This window comes from Mesorhizobium sp. P2_B5 (genome assembly GCF_056404775.1).
In genome coordinates this window covers 25,034-40,462 of record NZ_JBFUDJ010000012.1, presented here as the reverse complement: position 1 = coordinate 40,462, position 15,429 = coordinate 25,034, and the positions used below count along the sequence as shown (strand labels likewise).

The window sequence follows — 15,429 nt, the reverse complement described above, 5'->3', positions numbered from 1 at the left end:
GCCGCCACCACGGTGTGTCCATCACACTGATACTTTTTTGACATTTTTGCGGCCGAGGCGACGCATTTGCGAACAGGGCGGCGTCTCTCGCATCGTACTCCGCCCCAGCAAGTGGTTCCCTACTCCGGCACTCCAAGGCTTCTCAGCGCGTTTTCGTGTCGGTCGAGAATTTCAACTCTAAAGGGCATCGAGTCGCGAACCGCCCGCAAGGTGAGCTCCGGATATTCGCGCTGACAACGCGCCATATGCTGCCGGGCTTCGTCGAGGCGTCCCGCTTCGACCAGGGCCGGGATCAGCGTACGCAGGATCCACAAGGCGTTCGGATGCTCCGCCAGGACACGCAGATACAGATCCGCCGCCTGGCCGGGCCGCCCTGCGCTGAAATGCACGACAGCCAGACCCAAATGACAGGTATAAACCATGGGATCGAACGGCCCCAGTCGCAACGACCGCTCGAAGCATTCGACCGCCCGCTCGACCTCGTCTCTGTAGGCTGCAACCCAGCCGCTCCTGTTCCAGGCGAAGGCCGAATTGGGATCGATCGAACACGCCTTTTCAAGCAACGCGGCTGCAGTGACGAAATTGCTCGACACGGTGTGGGCAGCGCCGAGCACGGCCAGGGAAAATGGATCGTCACCGTTGAGTTCGGCAGATCGCTCCGCCAGCCCCAGCGCACGCCGCCGGTCGGCCTCAGGCGAGGTCGACCAATTGTAGACGCTGCGCTGCGCATGGCACCAGGACAGCAGCGACAGGGCCAGCGGATAGTCGGGATCGCCCAGCAAAGCCTTCTCCAGCGTCTCGATGGCGATCGCATTGTCCTGGCGGCCGAGCGCCCAGACATGCGGCAGACTGCGCATCACCAGATCGTAGGTTTGCAGGTCGCCCGGCCGCTTGCGGCGCGCACGCTCGATTTCCGCCATCTGGATCGACGGCAGGATGGCGCCTGCGACACCCGCCGTCACATTATCCTGCAGCGCAAACGTATCCGCGATGTCACCCTTGAAGCCTTCCGCCCAGATCAGGCTGCCGGTCTCGGCCTCGATAAGCCTGGCCGAGATGCGGAGCTGATCGATATGCCGACGCACGCTTCCTTCCAGCACGTACCGGACACCGAGCTCGCGGCCGATGCGCGGCAGGTCGAGCGCCTGGCCGCGGTAGGCAAAGGCCGAGTTGCGCGACATGACGAACAGGCCGCGAATGCGCGCCAGCGCCGCCGTGATCTCCTCTACCGTGCCGTCGGCCAGGTAGGATTGCTCCGGGTCCGACGACAGGTTCTCGAACGGAAGCACGACGAGCGACGGCTTGTCGGGGAGCTGAGGCGACGGACGCGCATCGACAGCTGGCGGTCGCTCCAGCACTTCGCCGGGGAACATGTAGCCACGGCGTGGCATGGTGCGGACCAGCGTCTGCGCTTTGTCGCCCAGGGCGCGGCGGATGTCGCTGATGCATTGGGTGAGCGAATCTTCGGTGACGATCACGTCGCTCCACACCGCATGCAGCAGCTCGTCCTTCGACACCAGCCGGCCGGCGTTGCGGATAAGAAAAATCAGCAGGTCGAGCGATTTCGGGCGAAGCGCGATCTCGCCCGAACCGTCGCGCAACACTCCGGCGCGCGTGTCGAGGCTGAAGCCGGCGAAGCGATAGATCGGCTGCGGCTCGGCGTTCATCGCGACTGTCTGCTCCTCGCAATTTTCAGGGCTTCGTCAGTACTCTTTCAGACCGCTTTCCGGACATGCATCTCGGACGAGCGCAATCTCGCACTCAACGATGAAGGTGGCAAGAAAACCGAAGCCGCAACGCGTGGGCGAGATCACTGCAACCGACGCACAGGCCAAGGCTGCGCCGAATGCCGGAGATCACAACAGGAGGCAACCATGTCCAGCACGGAGACAAACCCCATGACGACGATCGATCATTTCATCGGTGCCGAAACCGGCTACGGGCGGCGCCCTTCCTTCTCCCTGTTCTTCCGGCTGTACGCGGCGGCGAAATGGACGCTGCTGTGGCTACCGCGCTTCTGGAAGGCGCGCGGCGAGCTGGCCGTGCTTGCCGCTTTGAGTGAATGCGAGCGCCGCGACATCGGCCTGACCGCCTTCGACATTGAAAACGCGCTCACCCTGCCGGTCGAGCGCGACCCCACCGAGGTGCTTGCGCAGATAGTAGATGATCGCCGCCATTGCCGCGAATGCTGAGCACCGGCGCAAGCCCCGCACCGGATCTGGTTCCGGATCACGGTCAGTCCGGCAGGCCGGCCTCGCGCAGGCCGGCGGCGATGCGTTCGCTCGTGCCCGCGTCGAAGGGCGAGGCGTCGCCAACCCTGGCAATGGTGAGGCCCGGGTAGGTTTCCATGAGCCTGCGGCAAGCGTGCCGTGCCTCGTCCTTGCGACCGGCATGAACCAGCGCCGTGACCAGCAGGCGCAGTCCCCACCAGGCGCCCGGCTGCCGGCTAAGGCCGCGCTGCGTCAGCGCCACCGCCTCGTCATAGCGCGCGGCGACGAAATGCGCGGCGCCGATGCCGATCTCGGCCATGTAGCCCATCGGGTCGCGCGGGCTCAGCCGTCCAAAATGCTCGAACTTCTCGATCGCCGCCTCGGGCCGCTCGCGATAGACATCGAGCCAGGCGCTGCGCAGCCAGGCCCAGGCGGAATTCGGATCGAGCGCGCGCGCCCGCGCCAGATATATGTCGGCGACATCGTAGTCGCGGGCAAAGGAATGCGCCGCGCCGAGCACGGCAAGCACCATCGGGTCGTCGCCGGAGAGCGCCGCGCCCTTCTGCGCCAGGCGCAGGCCCTCCTCCCGGGAAGCGGCCGGCGTTTCGGTCCAGCGGTAGCCCGCGCGCTGCAGATGGCACCAGGCCAGCAGCGAAAGCGCCAGCGGATAATCCGGCTCGATCGCGATCGCACGTTCAAGCAGCGTGCCGGCCTCCTCGTTCTGCACGCGCTCGAGCGACCAGGTGAGCGGAAAGGCGCGCAGCACGTAGTCGTAGGCGGCGAGGCTTTCCGGCCGCTTGCGCCGCGAACGCTCGATCTCGGCCGACAGGATGGACGGCTGGATGGCGCCGACGACACTCTCCGCAAGCCTGTCCTGCAGGTCGAACACATCGGCCATGATGCCGTCGTAGCGGTCGGCCCAGATCGTCTTGCCGGAAGCGGAGTCGATGAGCTGTCCGGTGAGGCGGATGTGATCGCCGGCCTTGCGGACGCTGCCGGTCAGCACGTAGCGCACACCGAGTTCGGCTCCGGCCCGTTTCACGCCGTCGGCCTCGCCCTTATAGGCGAAGCTCGAATTGCGGGCGATGACGAACAGCCAGCGCATGCGCGACAGCGCCGTGGTGATCTCGTCGACCATGCCGTCAGCGAAATAGTCCTGCGCCGGGTCGCCGCTGAGATTCTCAAAAGGCAGCACCGCGATCGACGGCCTGTCGTCGGCGCTGCCCTCCCCGCTCCCGGTCGCGACCCGATCCTCGAGGCGGCGCACGCGCTCCTCGTCGATCACATAGCCCCGCCGCAGCACAGTGCGGATCAGGCCATCGGCCTCGGCGCCGAGCGCCTTGCGGATGTCCTTCATGCATTGGGTAAGCGAATCGTCGGAAACGGCGACGTTCGGCCAGACCGCATTGACCAACTCGTCCTTGCCGATGACGCGGCCGGCATTTTCCAGGAGGTAGACGAGCAGCGAGAGCGACTTGGCGCGCAGGTCGACGTCGTGCCTGCCCCTCTGCAGCCTGCCCCTGTGCAGATCGAGCCTGTGGCCGGAGAATTCGAACGTCGTCATGTCGCCCCTCGAGGAGACGTCAACCAATTCGATCCGCGCGACGGCTAGGAGTCTGTCACGGCCGTCGCATGCTCGAAGACATCACGCCCGCCCCAAGACATCAAGGCTTTCGCCCGCTAAAGATGGCGTGGCCGGCGAACAGCCAGGCGCAGTCGACTTCAGTGAAGCCCGCTTGCGCAAGCCAGGTGAGTTGCTCGGCCAGCGAGGACGGCTTGTCGATCGGTTCGCCGTCGGGGTTGCGGAAGTAATTCCAGCCCAGCCGATTGAACTCGGCGAAGGCGGCGAGATCGCCGTCGATCGCCAGCGCCCGGGCGCGCACCGCCTCGTCCCATTGCCGCGCGGCGATGGCGAGGCCGCTGGCGCTTGGCGGGCGCACGATGTCGGCCACAATAAGTACCCCGCCGGGGCTAAGCGCCGCCGCAAGGTCGGCAAACAATGTCCGCTTCTCGCGGCCGTCGAGATGATGGATGGCGAGCGAGGAGACGATGGCATGCGGCGGCTCGGCAAAACCTCGCCAGTCGCGCTCCGCCAGCTCGAACGCGGCCGCGGTCAGGCGGCCGGCATGGTCGCGGCAGGTTTGCCGCGTCTGCTCCAGCATTTCGGCCGAGCCGTCGAGCGCCAGGACATGGCAGTCGGCAAAGCGCTCCAGCAGCGCGCGGCTGAGCAGCCCTTCGCCCGAGCACAGCTCCACCAGCAGGCCGCCCCGCGCGGGTTGCGGAATGAGGTCGGCGATGATCTCGATCTGGCGCTCGCGTTCCGGCACGAAATAGCGCCCGTTGTCCAGGAAGCCGCGGGAATGGTTCTCATCCCAGTGTTTGATGTGCGCGTCTGCCATGGCGGTTTTGTTCCCGTTTCAAGTCTGTGGTTCTGCCTGCTGCTTTCCTACAGCGGGGCCAAAGAGGGCCGGGCGCCGACGATGTCCATTCGAGATCACGATGCCGCGCCCGTTTCCACGCGGTGAGGAGGATGATGGCGAGACAGCAAAGCGTGTACACGGCGTTCACAGCGGCAAGCCAGATGTCCCATATGTTGACGAACGCATATGCCGTGGTCGCAGCACTGCCGGCGAGCCAGATGATCCAGGTCGATAGCCGAGGCGCCATGGGGATCGCGTACGACACAGACGATCTGCGGATGTAGGACACGATATGCGTTGAAGACCGTGAATGCGGCAAGGACGATTTCGGCGGGCGTCATGGCGTGATCCTTCAGCCACGTGGAATGCAGCCATGGTGCCTGGATCCCGGTCAACCGTCCTGACCGCAGGCTGAAATTCGGCCGAAATTGGCGTGAGAGCCAGCCGCGCCTAAGCCCCCCAGATCACCGCTTGCTCATGGCGCTTGATCAGGTGCTTGAGGTTGTCGAAGCTCTGGCGGATGTGGCGGGCAAAAGCATCGACGGCCGGCGCGCGCGGCGTGTCGGCGCGTCTCAGCAGGCCGAGCGCACGCTCGGGATGCGGGATGGCGACGGGAAGTGCGGTGATCGACTTGTCCTTGCGAAAGGCGAAGACCACGCTGTGCGGCAAAACCGTCAGCGCGTCCGTTTCCTTCATGTAGTTGATGGCGCTGGTCAGCGATCCGCCGGAATAGCGGATTTTGATCTCGGTGGCGCCGAGCGACAAAAGCAGGCTGCGCAGATCCTCCAGCAGTGGACTGCCTGGCGGCGGCGCGATCCAGGGATAGTCGAGCAGGTCGCCGGTTTTCAGTTTGCGCCGCAGCAGCAACGGATGCGTGGCGCGGCAGGCGACGACGTTGCGGCCCGGCAGGATCTCGCGAAACTCCATACCCGACCCTTCTTCGAGAATGTCGATTGGGCAGACGGCAAGGTCGATGCGGTCGGCATTGATGGCGGCGCGCAGGTCGGAGAGATAGCCATAGCTCTGGTCGACGCGGACGTCCGGATAGGCGTTCTGGAAATCGGCGATCATGCCGGAGATCAATGCATCCATGAAGAACGGCGTGCCGCCGACCCGCACCACGCCGGAGCGGCCCTGGCTGAAATTTGCGGCGATGTCGGACGCCTTGCGCGACGCCGTCAGCATCACCTGGCCATGATCGGCGAGCGCGCGGCCGAGTGGGGTCGGCTGCAAGGGTCGACGCCCTTTCAGGAACAGCGGCTCGCCCAGCCGCTTCTCCAGCATCGACAAAGTGCGCGAGACAGCCGGCTGCGACAGGCCGATGAGGGCAGCCCCTTCGGTGACTCCGCCCGCCTGCACCACGGCGGCCAGTTGGATCAAATGCCTTTCATCGAGCTTCATAACGATATGGTATATTAAATCGGGCAGAAATCATCATCTTTGTCTTTGGCCTGCGTTAATGTCCTCCCTGAGATGAAACCGAGGAGGAACATGTCCGGCATTCCGTCGTTCAGCGAGGCCAATTCGGCCGAGATGGTCGCCCAGCGCCTGCTCAAGGCGAAGGCTGGACCGTTGCCGCGTTTTCTCGCCACGGTTGTCGACCACCTCCACCAGATCGTCAGGGAAACCCGCCCGAGCGCGGCCGACTGGCGCCAGGCCATCGCCTTCCTCACCGAGATCGGCCATGCCAGCGACGACAAGCGGCAGGAATGGGTGCTGTTGTCCGATTTGCTTGGCGTCACCGCGCTGGTCGAGGAGATCAACTCGCGGCGGCCGAACGGCGCGACGCCCAACACAGTGCGCGGGCCGTTCTATCGCTCCGACGCGCCGAGGCTGGCACTCGGCGCCGACATTTCGCTCGACGGCGCCGGCAAATCCCTGACCGTGACGGGACGGGTGACTGATCTCGACGGGCTGCCGATCGCCGGCGCGACGGTCGAGACATGGCAAGCCAACGCGCAAGGTTTTTACGAGAACCAGCAGCCTGACCTACAGCCGGAATTCAATCTCCGCGGCGTCTTCGCCACCGACAAGGAGGGCCGGTTCCACTATCGCACCGTTAAGCCTGCTGGCTACGGCGTGCCGGACGACGGACCTGTCGGACAGATGCTCAGGCAGCTGAACTATCCGCTCAGCCGCCCGGCGCATATCCACTTCCTCATCCGCGCCGATGGCTTCGAGACATTGACCACGCAAGTGTTCGAGAGCGGCGATCCGCATCTGAGCGAAGACGCATTGTTTGGCGTCAAGCCGGAGCTGGTCGGCGACTTCAAGCGTACCGGTGAAGACTGGTCGCTCGATTTCGCCTTCGTTCTGGCGATGGCGCGCAAAGGGAGCCGGGCGGCATGACAAGGACGTTCACCTATTCCGGCAGCCCGGCGCATATCGTCTTCGGCAATGGCGCATCGGCCGAGGTCGGCACCTGGATCGAAAAGCTCGGTTGCAAGCGCGCGCTGGTGCTGTCGACACCGCATCAGGCAGCCGATGGCGAGATGCTGGCGAAGCAAATCGGATCACTAGCCGCAGGCGTCTTCTCCGGCGCTGCCATGCACACGCCGGTCGAAGTGACCGAGGCGGCGATGGTGAAGGCGCAAGAGGTCAACGCCGATTGCGTCGTCGCGCTCGGCGGCGGTTCGACCACGGGCCTCGGCAAGGCGATCGCGTATCGCACCGACCTGCCGCAGATCGTCATCCCGACCACCTATGCCGGCTCGGAGGTCACGCCGATCCTCGGCCAGACCGAGCAGGGCGAAAAGACCACAGTGCGTGACGCAAAGATCCTGCCGGAAGTGGTGATCTACGATCCGGAGCTGACCATCGGCCTGCCGGTGGCGGTGAGCGTCACCTCCGGCCTCAACGCCATGGCGCATGCGGCCGAGGCGCTCTACGCACAGTACCGCAATCCGATTTCCACCCTGATGGCGACCGATGGGCTGCGCGCCCTGAAGACGGCCCTCCCGGTCTTGATCAAGGATCCGAAAAATCTTGAGGCACGCGGCGAGGCGCTCTACGGCGCCTGGCTGTGCGGCACGGTGCTCGGCACCGTCGGCATGGCGCTGCATCACAAGATCTGCCACACGCTGGGCGGCTCCTTCGACATGCCGCACGCCGAGACGCATGCAGTGATGCTGCCGCACACGATCGGCTTCAACGCCGTCGCCGTGCCTGACCTGCTCAAACCTGTCGCCGACATTTTTGGCGGCAGCGCCGGCGGCGGTCTGCATGATTTCGCCAAGGCGGTCGGCGCGCCGCTGACACTCAGGGAACTTGGCCTCAAGCAGGCCGATCTCGACCGCGCCGCCGAGATCGCGACCAAGAATCCATACTGGAATCCACGGCCTTTCGACCGCGCCGCAATCCGCGCCCTGCTGCAGGACGCGTGGGAGGGAAGACGACCGCAGAACTGACGGCAACAAGGGAGGACTATCCATGATTACCAGACGCGAATTTATCCGCAACACGGCCGCTACCGGCTTGCTCGCCGGGACATCGGGTCTCGCCATGCCGGCGATCGCCCAGAACGCGCCGATCAAGCTCGGCTATGTCAGCCCGCAATCCGGCCCGCTGGCCGCCTTCGCCGAGGCCGACAAATTCATCATCGACGGCTTTCTCGCGGCCACCAAGGCCGCCGGTCTCAACTATGAGGTGGTCGTCAAGGACAGCCAGTCCAACCCCAATCGGGCGGCGGAGGTCGCCAAGGAGCTGATCGTCAACGACAAGGTCAATCTGATGCTTGTCGCCTCGACACCGGAGACCACCAATCCCGTCGCCACCACCTGCGAGGCGGAAGAGGTGCCGTGCCTGTCGACGGTGGCGCCGTGGCAACCCTGGTTCATCGGCCAGCAAGGCAATCCCGGCGATCCCGCTTCGTGGAAGCCGTTCAACTATGCCTACCATTTCTTCTGGGGGCTGGAGGACGTCATTGCCGTCTTCACCAACATGTGGGCGCAGGTCGAGACCAACAAGAAGGTCGGCGGCCTGTTCCCCAATGATGGCGACGGCAACGCCTGGGGTGACGGCACGGTCGGCTTCCCGCCGGTGCTGGCCAAGGGCGGCTACGGGCTGACCGACACCGGCCGCTACCAGAACCTGACCGACGACTTTTCCGCGCAGATCAACGCCTTCAAGGGCGCCTCCTGCGAAATCATCACCGGCGTGATGATCCCGCCCGATTTCACCACCTTCTGGAACCAGGCCAAGCAGCAGGGTTTCACGCCAAAAGTGGCGTCGATTGGCAAGGCGATCCTGTTCCCGCAATCGGTCGAGGCGCTCGGCAAGTCCGGTCACAATCTGTCGTCGGAAGTCTGGTGGACGCCCAACCATCCGTTCAAATCGTCGCTGACCGGCGAAAGCTCGGCGCAGGTCGCCGAGGGCTTCACCAAGGCCACCGGCCGGCAATGGACCCAGCCGATCGGCTTTGTCCATGCGCTGTTCGAGATTGCCGTCGACGTGATGAAGCGCGCCGGCGCGCCCGACGACGGCGACAAGGTGGCTGCAGCGATTGCCGCGACCAAGCTCGACACGCTCGTCGGGCCGATCGCCTGGGACGGCGCCAACCTGCCGCCCTTTGCCGCCAAGAACATCGCCAAGACGCCGCTGGTCGGCGGCCAGTGGCGGCTGAAGGATGGTGGCGGCTACGACCTCGTCATCACCGACAACAAGACTGCGCCGAATATCCCGACCGGCGGCAAGATGGAAGCCATCGCCTAGCCATGGCCATCCTCGCGCTCGCCAATGTCTCGAAACGCTTCGGCGCCCTCACGGTCGCCGACGCGGTTTCGTTCGAGCTAGGCGAGGGCGAGGCATTGGGCATCATCGGCCCGAACGGCGCCGGCAAGTCGACGCTGTTCAACTTGATCACCGGCAACATAGCGGCCGATGCCGGCACCATCATTTTCGATGGCCGCGACGTGACAAGACTGCCGCCGATGCAGCGCTGCTTTGCCGGCGTCGGCCGCTCATTCCAGATCCCACAGCCTTTCGAAAAGCTGACCGTGTTCGAGAACCTGCTGGTCGCCGGCGCCTTCGGCGCAAGGAAGACCGAAGCAGAGGTCAGCAAGCGTTGTGCCGAGATCCTGGTCGAGACCGGGCTGATCGACCGCGCTAACCACCCCGCCGGCGGCTTGAGCCTTTTGCAGCGCAAGCGGCTGGAACTGGCCCGCGCCTTGGCGACCGAACCGAGGCTACTGCTGCTGGATGAGATCGCCGGCGGTCTGACGGAAGGCGAATGCGGGATGCTGGTCGACACCATCAGAGGCATCCACAAAGGCGGCATGTCGATCATCTGGATCGAACATGTGCTGCATGCGCTGAACTCGGTGGTCGAACGGCTGCTGGTTCTGAACTTCGGCAAGATCATCGGGATGGGCGCGCCGGATGCCGTCATGGCGTCGCGAGAGGTCCGCGAGATCTATCTCGGGATCGAAGTCTGATGGCGCTGCTCGAGACCAAAAACCTCACCGCGCGCTATGGCGATTTCCAGGCGCTGTTCGGCGTCGACATCGCGCTCGATCAGGGCGAGACCATTGCCATCATCGGCGCCAATGGCGCCGGCAAGACGACGCTGATGCGCTCGATATCAGGCATATTGGCGAACCAGCCTGATGCCGTGCTGTTCGATGGTAAGAAGATCGGCGCCCTGCCCGCGCCAGACATCGTTGCACATGGCATCGCCATGGTGCCCGAGGGGCGAAAACTGTTTCCCTCGCTCAGCGTCGAGGAGAACCTGCTCATCGGCCGCTATGGCCGCACGATTGAGGGACACTGGAACCTCGACACCGTCTACGAGCTGTTCCCGATCCTCAGGGAGCGGCGTGCCAATCCGGGCACGGCGCTGTCGGGTGGCCAGCAGCAGATGTTGGCGATCGGCCGCGCGCTGATGTCCAACCCGCGCGTGCTTCTGTGCGACGAAATCAGCCTTGGCCTGGCGCCGGTGGTGATCAAGGATATCTACGCCGCCTTCCCGCGCATCCGCGAAGCCGGCGCTTCCATCGTCGTGGTCGAGCAGGATATCGGCCAGGCACTGAAAGTCGCCGACCGCGTCTACTGCATGATGGAAGGGCGGATCACGCTCTCCGGGGCGCCGGCAGCGCTGACGCGCGAAAAGATCCACGCCGCCTATTTCGGGGTGGCCTGACATGGCGTGGCTCGACACCATCATCCAGGGCATTCTGCTCGGAGGCCTCTACGCGCTCTTCGCGGCGGGCTTGAGCCTCGTCTTCGGCATTATGCGGCTGGTCAATCTGGCGCATGGCGACCTCATCGTGCTCGCTGCCTTTCTGATCCTGGTGCTCTTGACCACCCTTGGCCTCAACCCATTCCTGGCGGCGCTGGTGGCGATGCCGCTGATGTTCGCCATCGGCTGGGCGCTGCAGTTCTTCCTGCTCAACCGCACATTGGGCACCGATATCCTGCCGCCGCTGCTGGTCACCTTCGGTCTGTCTATCGTTATCCAGAACGGCCTGCTCGAAGGTTTCTCCGCTGACAGCCGGCGCATCTCCATCGGTGGATTGGAATCGGCTTCGGTTGGGCTCGGGCCGATCAATGTCGGCGTGATGCCACTGTTGACGCTGGCCTCGGCCATCGCAGTGATCGTTGCCCTCAACCAGCTCTTCTATCGCACCTCGCTCGGCCGCGCCTTTCGCGCCACCTCGGACGATCCGGTCACCGCCGGGCTGATGGGCATCCAGCCGAAACGCATCTTCGCCACCGCCACCGGCATCGCCATGGTGGTGGTGACGATCGCCGCGCTCTACCTCGGCACGCGCGCCAATTTCGATCCGACCATCGGACCGGCGCGGCTGATCTATGCCTTCGAGGCGGTCATCATCGGCGGCCTCGGCTCGCTGTGGGGCACTCTCGCCGGCGGCATCGTCATCGGCATCGCCCAGACCTTTGGCGCCGCGATCAATCCGGAATGGCAGATCCTCGCCGGGCATCTGGCTTTCCTGCTGGTGCTGCTGGTCAGGCCGCGCGGGCTGTTCCCGCGGGCGGTGGATTGAGCGCCATGACCGACGTCACACTCACACCCTGGAAAGTCGAGACCCGCACCAAAGCATCGGCGACATTCGCCATCGTCGCCGCGCTCGTCATCCTGCTCGCCTTCGCCGCGCCGCTCTTCGCCTCGCGCAGCGTGCTGCAGGACCTGTTCTTCATCCTGACCATGCTGGTGCTGGCACAGAACTGGAACCTGCTGGCAGGCTATGCCGGGCTGGTCTCGGTGGGGCAGCAGGCTTTTGTCGGTTTCGGCGCCTACGCCATGTTCGCGCTTGTCATCTTCGCCGGGCTCGACCCGCTGATCGCGATCCTGCTCGCCGGCATCGCCAGTGCCCTGCTCGCCATCCCGACCGCCTTCTTCCTGTTTCGCCTGCAAGGCGCGTATTTCGCCATCGGCAGCTGGGTCATCGCGGAAGTGGTGCGGCTGGCGCTGGCGCAATGGAAGATGCTGGGCGGCGGCACCGGCACCTCGCTGCCGCGCGAAGCGACCCGCGACATGCCTGCACTGAAGTTCATTGGTGAGCTGTTCGGCGTCAAATCGTCAGGCGCAGGTGACATCCTGACCTACTGGCTGGCGCTGCTCTTGGCCATCGCCACGATCGGCCTCGTCTATCGCCTGCTGCGTTCGAAACAGGGGCTGGGCCTCGCCGCCGTGCGCGACAACCAGGAGGCAGCACGCTCGGTCGGTGTCGATGCGCGCCGCATGAAGACGTTGGTCTATCTCGCAGCCGCCTTCGGCACCGGCCTGGCCGGCGCGCTGATTTATGTACAGAAAGCTCGCATTTCGCCCGACGCCGCCTTCTCCGTCGTCGACTGGACGGCCTATGTCATCTTCATCGTCGTCATTGGCGGCATCGGCACCATCGAAGGGCCGATCGTCGGCGTCATCGTCTTCTACATCCTGCAAAACCTGCTCGCCGATTACGGCTCCTGGTATCTCTTGATCCTCGGGCTGATCGGCATCGTCATCATGCTGTTTGCGCCGCGTGGCCTGTGGGGCCTTTTCGCCGAGCGCACCGGCATCCAGCTTTTTCCGGTTCGCCGCCGATTGACCGGCGGACCTATGCCATCAAGTAAAAAGGGAGGGCCGCATGGCTGACATCACTACCGACGTGCTGACCATCGGAACCGGGCCTGCGGGCTCGGCGACCGCGGCGCTGCTTTCGACCTATGGCGTCGAGAACATGGTCATCAACCGCTATCGCTGGCTGGCGGCGACACCGCGCGCCCACATCACCAACCAGCGCACGATGGAGGTGCTGCGCGACCTTGGCAAGGATGTGGAAGGCGAGGCCTATATGCACGCGACCGAGCAGGATCTGATGGGCGAGAACGTGTTCTGCACCTCGCTCGCCGGCGAAGAGATTGGCCGCATGCGCAGCTGGGGCAAGCATCCGCTGTCGCGCGCCGAACATCTCTTATCCTCGCCGGCGCATATGAACGATCTGCCGCAGACTTTCATGGAGCCGCTGCTGTTCAAGACGGCGTGTTCGCGCGGCACGCAAGCGCGCATGTCGATGGAGTATCTCTCGCATGTGCAGGATGCCGACGGCGTCACCACCATTTGCCGCGACCGGCTGACCGGCAAGGACGTCACCATCCGCTCGAAATATCTGGTCGGAGCCGATGGCGGCAATTCGCTGGTTGCCGAACATGCCGGCCTGCCGTTCGAAGGCAAGATGGGCGTAGGCGGTTCGATGAACATCCTGTTCAAGGCAGATCTGTCCAAATACGTCGCGCACCGTCCCTCCGTGCTCTACTGGGTGGTGCAACCGGGCGCCGATGTCGGCGGCATCGGCATGGGCCTGGTGCGGATGATCCGGCCGTGGAACGAGTGGCTGATCGTCTGGGGCTACGACATCAACCAGCCCGCACCCAAGGTCGACGACGCCTTCGCCAAAAAGGTGGCACGCGACCTCGTCGGCGATCCCGATCTGGAGATCGAGATCCAGTCGGTGTCGACCTGGACGGTCAACAACATGTACGCCACGCAGACCTCGAAGGGCCGCGTGTTCTGCATGGGCGATGCCATCCATCGTCATCCGCCGTCGAACGGACTAGGCTCCAACACCTCGATCCAGGACGGGTTCAACCTCGCCTGGAAACTTGCCCATGTCATCAAGGGCAAGGCCGGCCCAAAACTCCTCGATAGCTATTCGCAGGAGCGCGCGCCGGTTGCCAAGCAGATCGTCACCCGCGCCAACAAGTCGATCGAGGAATTCGGCCCGATCTTCAAAGCGCTCGGCCTGCTCGATTCCATCGACCCGGTGAAGATGCAGTCGAACATGGATGCGCGCTGCGACAACACGCCGGCAGCCGAGGCGCAGCGGGCGAGTATCCGCGAGACCATCGCCGCCAAGGTCTATGAATTCGACGCCCATGGCGTCGAGATGAACCAGCGCTATATCTCGAACGCCATCGTCAGCGACGGCCAGGAAGAGCCGGCCTTCGAAAAGGACGCTGAGCTGCATTATCAACCGACATCCTGGCCGGGCGCCCGGCTGCCACATGTCTGGGTGCACTCCGACAAAGGCGACAAGGTTTCCACGCTCGACCTGACCGGCCATGGCCAGTTCACCGTGCTGACCGGCATTGGCGGCCGGGGCTGGCTCGACGCGGCAAAGGCCGTCGGCAAGGAGCTCGGCATCGACATTGCTGGCCATCTCATCGGCCCACGCCAGGCCTGGCAGGACTTCTCCGGCGACTGGGCTCGTGCCCGCGAAATCCGCGACAGCGGCGTGCTTCTGGTGCGGCCCGACCAGCATGTCGGCTGGCGCAAGGATGCTATCAGCAGCGATCCGACCGCCGACTTACGCAAAGCCCTGACATCAATCCTGGACAGGTGAGAAATATGGAAGCGCACGAGAAAGGCTTCTTCACCGAGGCGAATTCGGTCGAGGTCGTCACCGGCCGCAACAAGAACGCCAAGGACGAGCGGCTAAAGGCGGTGATGAAGGTTATCACGCGAAAGCTGCATGAGGCGGTCAAGGAGATCGAGCCGACGCAGGAGGAATGGTTCGACGCCATCCTGTTTCTGACCAAAACCGGCCAGCTCTGCACCGAATGGCGACAGGAGTTTATTCTCCTGTCGGATGTGCTCGGCGTTTCGATGCTGGTCGACGCCATCAACAACCGCAAACCGTCAGGCGCTTCGGAATCGACGGTGCTCGGACCGTTCCATATCGCCGACGCGCCGGAACTGCCGATGGGCGCCAACATCTGCCTCGACCAGAAGGGCGAGGACATGTTCATCCATGGCCGCATCCTCGACACCGAGGGCAAACCGATCACCGACACCGTGCTCGATGTCTGGCAAGCCAATGACGAAGGTTTCTATGACGTGCAGCAAAAGGGCATCCAGCCCGATTTCAACCTGCGCGGCGTCTTCCGCACCGGCGCCGACGGCCGCTACTGGTTCCGCGCGGTGAAGCCGAAATTCTACCCGATCCCGGCTGACGGCACGGTGGGCAAACTGCTCGATGCGATGGGACGCCACCCCTACCGCCCGGCGCATCTCCACTACATCCTCAAGGCCGATGGGTTCGAGACGCTGACCACCCACATTTTCGACCCTGATGACCCCTACATCGATTCGGACGCGGTGTTCGGCGTGAAGGAAAGCCTGCTCGCCGAGTTCAAGCGCGTCGACGATCCAGCGCGCGCCAAGGACCTCGAATTCGCCGGCCCGTTCTGGGAAGTGGAGCACGATTTCGTACTGGCGAGAGGTTAGTCGCTCCGTCAGCCCTGCCCTTTCGGACATCATTTGAAGGCGTGAGCGGCCCTCGCCCGATCGGCGTGGGGCC

General features: G+C 64.4%; 14 protein-coding genes. 10 read left to right on the top strand and 4 right to left on the bottom strand.

Annotated elements, in window-relative coordinates:
• Positions 1-119: 119 nt before the first annotated feature.
• Positions 120-1,667, bottom strand: coding sequence for a winged helix-turn-helix domain-containing tetratricopeptide repeat protein (locus AC1D1N_RS27390; protein WP_477352233.1), 1,548 nt, complete (start codon positions 1,665-1,667; stop codon positions 120-122).
• A gap of 231 nt (positions 1,668-1,898) precedes the next feature.
• Between AC1D1N_RS27390 and AC1D1N_RS27385 the strand changes: the two genes are divergently transcribed.
• Positions 1,899-2,192: a hypothetical protein gene (locus tag AC1D1N_RS27385; protein ID WP_477352231.1), complete on the top strand. Its 294-nt coding sequence runs from the start codon at positions 1,899-1,901 to the stop codon at positions 2,190-2,192.
• Positions 2,193-2,235: 43 nt separating this feature from the next.
• On the opposite strand, the gene AC1D1N_RS27380 is transcribed toward AC1D1N_RS27385, so the two are convergent.
• From AC1D1N_RS27380 to AC1D1N_RS27370, 3 genes are all read right to left on the bottom strand, one after another.
• Positions 2,236-3,774, bottom strand: coding sequence for a winged helix-turn-helix domain-containing tetratricopeptide repeat protein (locus AC1D1N_RS27380; RefSeq protein WP_477352229.1), 1,539 nt, complete (start codon positions 3,772-3,774; stop codon positions 2,236-2,238).
• 100 nt (positions 3,775-3,874) lie between these two features.
• Positions 3,875-4,609, bottom strand: coding sequence for a class I SAM-dependent methyltransferase (locus AC1D1N_RS27375; protein WP_477352227.1), 735 nt, complete (start codon positions 4,607-4,609; stop codon positions 3,875-3,877).
• A gap of 471 nt (positions 4,610-5,080) precedes the next feature.
• Positions 5,081-6,031 carry a LysR family transcriptional regulator gene (locus tag AC1D1N_RS27370; protein ID WP_477352225.1) on the bottom strand — a complete coding sequence of 317 codons (951 nt, stop codon included), beginning with the start codon at positions 6,029-6,031 and terminating at the stop codon, positions 5,081-5,083.
• Between the two features lie 90 nt (positions 6,032-6,121).
• Between AC1D1N_RS27370 and AC1D1N_RS27365 the strand changes: the two genes are divergently transcribed.
• From AC1D1N_RS27365 to AC1D1N_RS27325, 9 genes are read left to right on the top strand one after another with little or no spacing between them, the layout of a single operon-like run.
• Positions 6,122-6,979 (top strand): dioxygenase family protein, encoded by an 858-nt coding sequence (locus tag AC1D1N_RS27365; protein WP_436259281.1) that lies wholly within the window; start codon positions 6,122-6,124, stop codon positions 6,977-6,979.
• Positions 6,976-8,037 (top strand): maleylacetate reductase, encoded by a 1,062-nt coding sequence (locus tag AC1D1N_RS27360; protein WP_477352223.1) that lies wholly within the window; start codon positions 6,976-6,978, stop codon positions 8,035-8,037. Before AC1D1N_RS27365 ends, AC1D1N_RS27360 begins: the two co-directional genes overlap by 4 nt.
• Before the next feature lie 22 nt (positions 8,038-8,059).
• Positions 8,060-9,340, top strand: coding sequence for an ABC transporter substrate-binding protein (locus AC1D1N_RS27355; RefSeq protein WP_436259279.1), 1,281 nt, complete (start codon positions 8,060-8,062; stop codon positions 9,338-9,340).
• A 2-nt stretch (positions 9,341-9,342) separates the two neighbouring features.
• Complete coding sequence (locus AC1D1N_RS27350) at positions 9,343-10,062, top strand: ABC transporter ATP-binding protein (protein WP_112567134.1); 720 nt, start codon at positions 9,343-9,345, stop codon at positions 10,060-10,062.
• On the top strand, positions 10,062-10,766 hold the full coding sequence (locus tag AC1D1N_RS27345) for an ABC transporter ATP-binding protein (RefSeq protein ID WP_477352220.1): 705 nt from the start codon (positions 10,062-10,064) through the stop codon (positions 10,764-10,766). The genes AC1D1N_RS27350 and AC1D1N_RS27345 overlap by 1 nt, the downstream gene beginning before the upstream one ends.
• Position 10,767: 1 nt before the next feature.
• Positions 10,768-11,631, top strand: coding sequence for a branched-chain amino acid ABC transporter permease (locus tag AC1D1N_RS27340; protein ID WP_477352218.1), 864 nt, complete (start codon positions 10,768-10,770; stop codon positions 11,629-11,631).
• A gap of 5 nt (positions 11,632-11,636) precedes the next feature.
• On the top strand, positions 11,637-12,725 hold the full coding sequence (locus tag AC1D1N_RS27335) for a branched-chain amino acid ABC transporter permease (RefSeq protein WP_477352216.1): 1,089 nt from the start codon (positions 11,637-11,639) through the stop codon (positions 12,723-12,725).
• Complete coding sequence (locus AC1D1N_RS27330) at positions 12,718-14,472, top strand: FAD-dependent oxidoreductase (protein ID WP_477352214.1); 1,755 nt, start codon at positions 12,718-12,720, stop codon at positions 14,470-14,472. The genes AC1D1N_RS27335 and AC1D1N_RS27330 overlap by 8 nt, the downstream gene beginning before the upstream one ends.
• A gap of 5 nt (positions 14,473-14,477) precedes the next feature.
• Positions 14,478-15,356: an intradiol ring-cleavage dioxygenase gene (locus tag AC1D1N_RS27325; protein ID WP_477352212.1), complete on the top strand. Its 879-nt coding sequence runs from the start codon at positions 14,478-14,480 to the stop codon at positions 15,354-15,356.
• Positions 15,357-15,429: the final 73 nt, after the last annotated feature.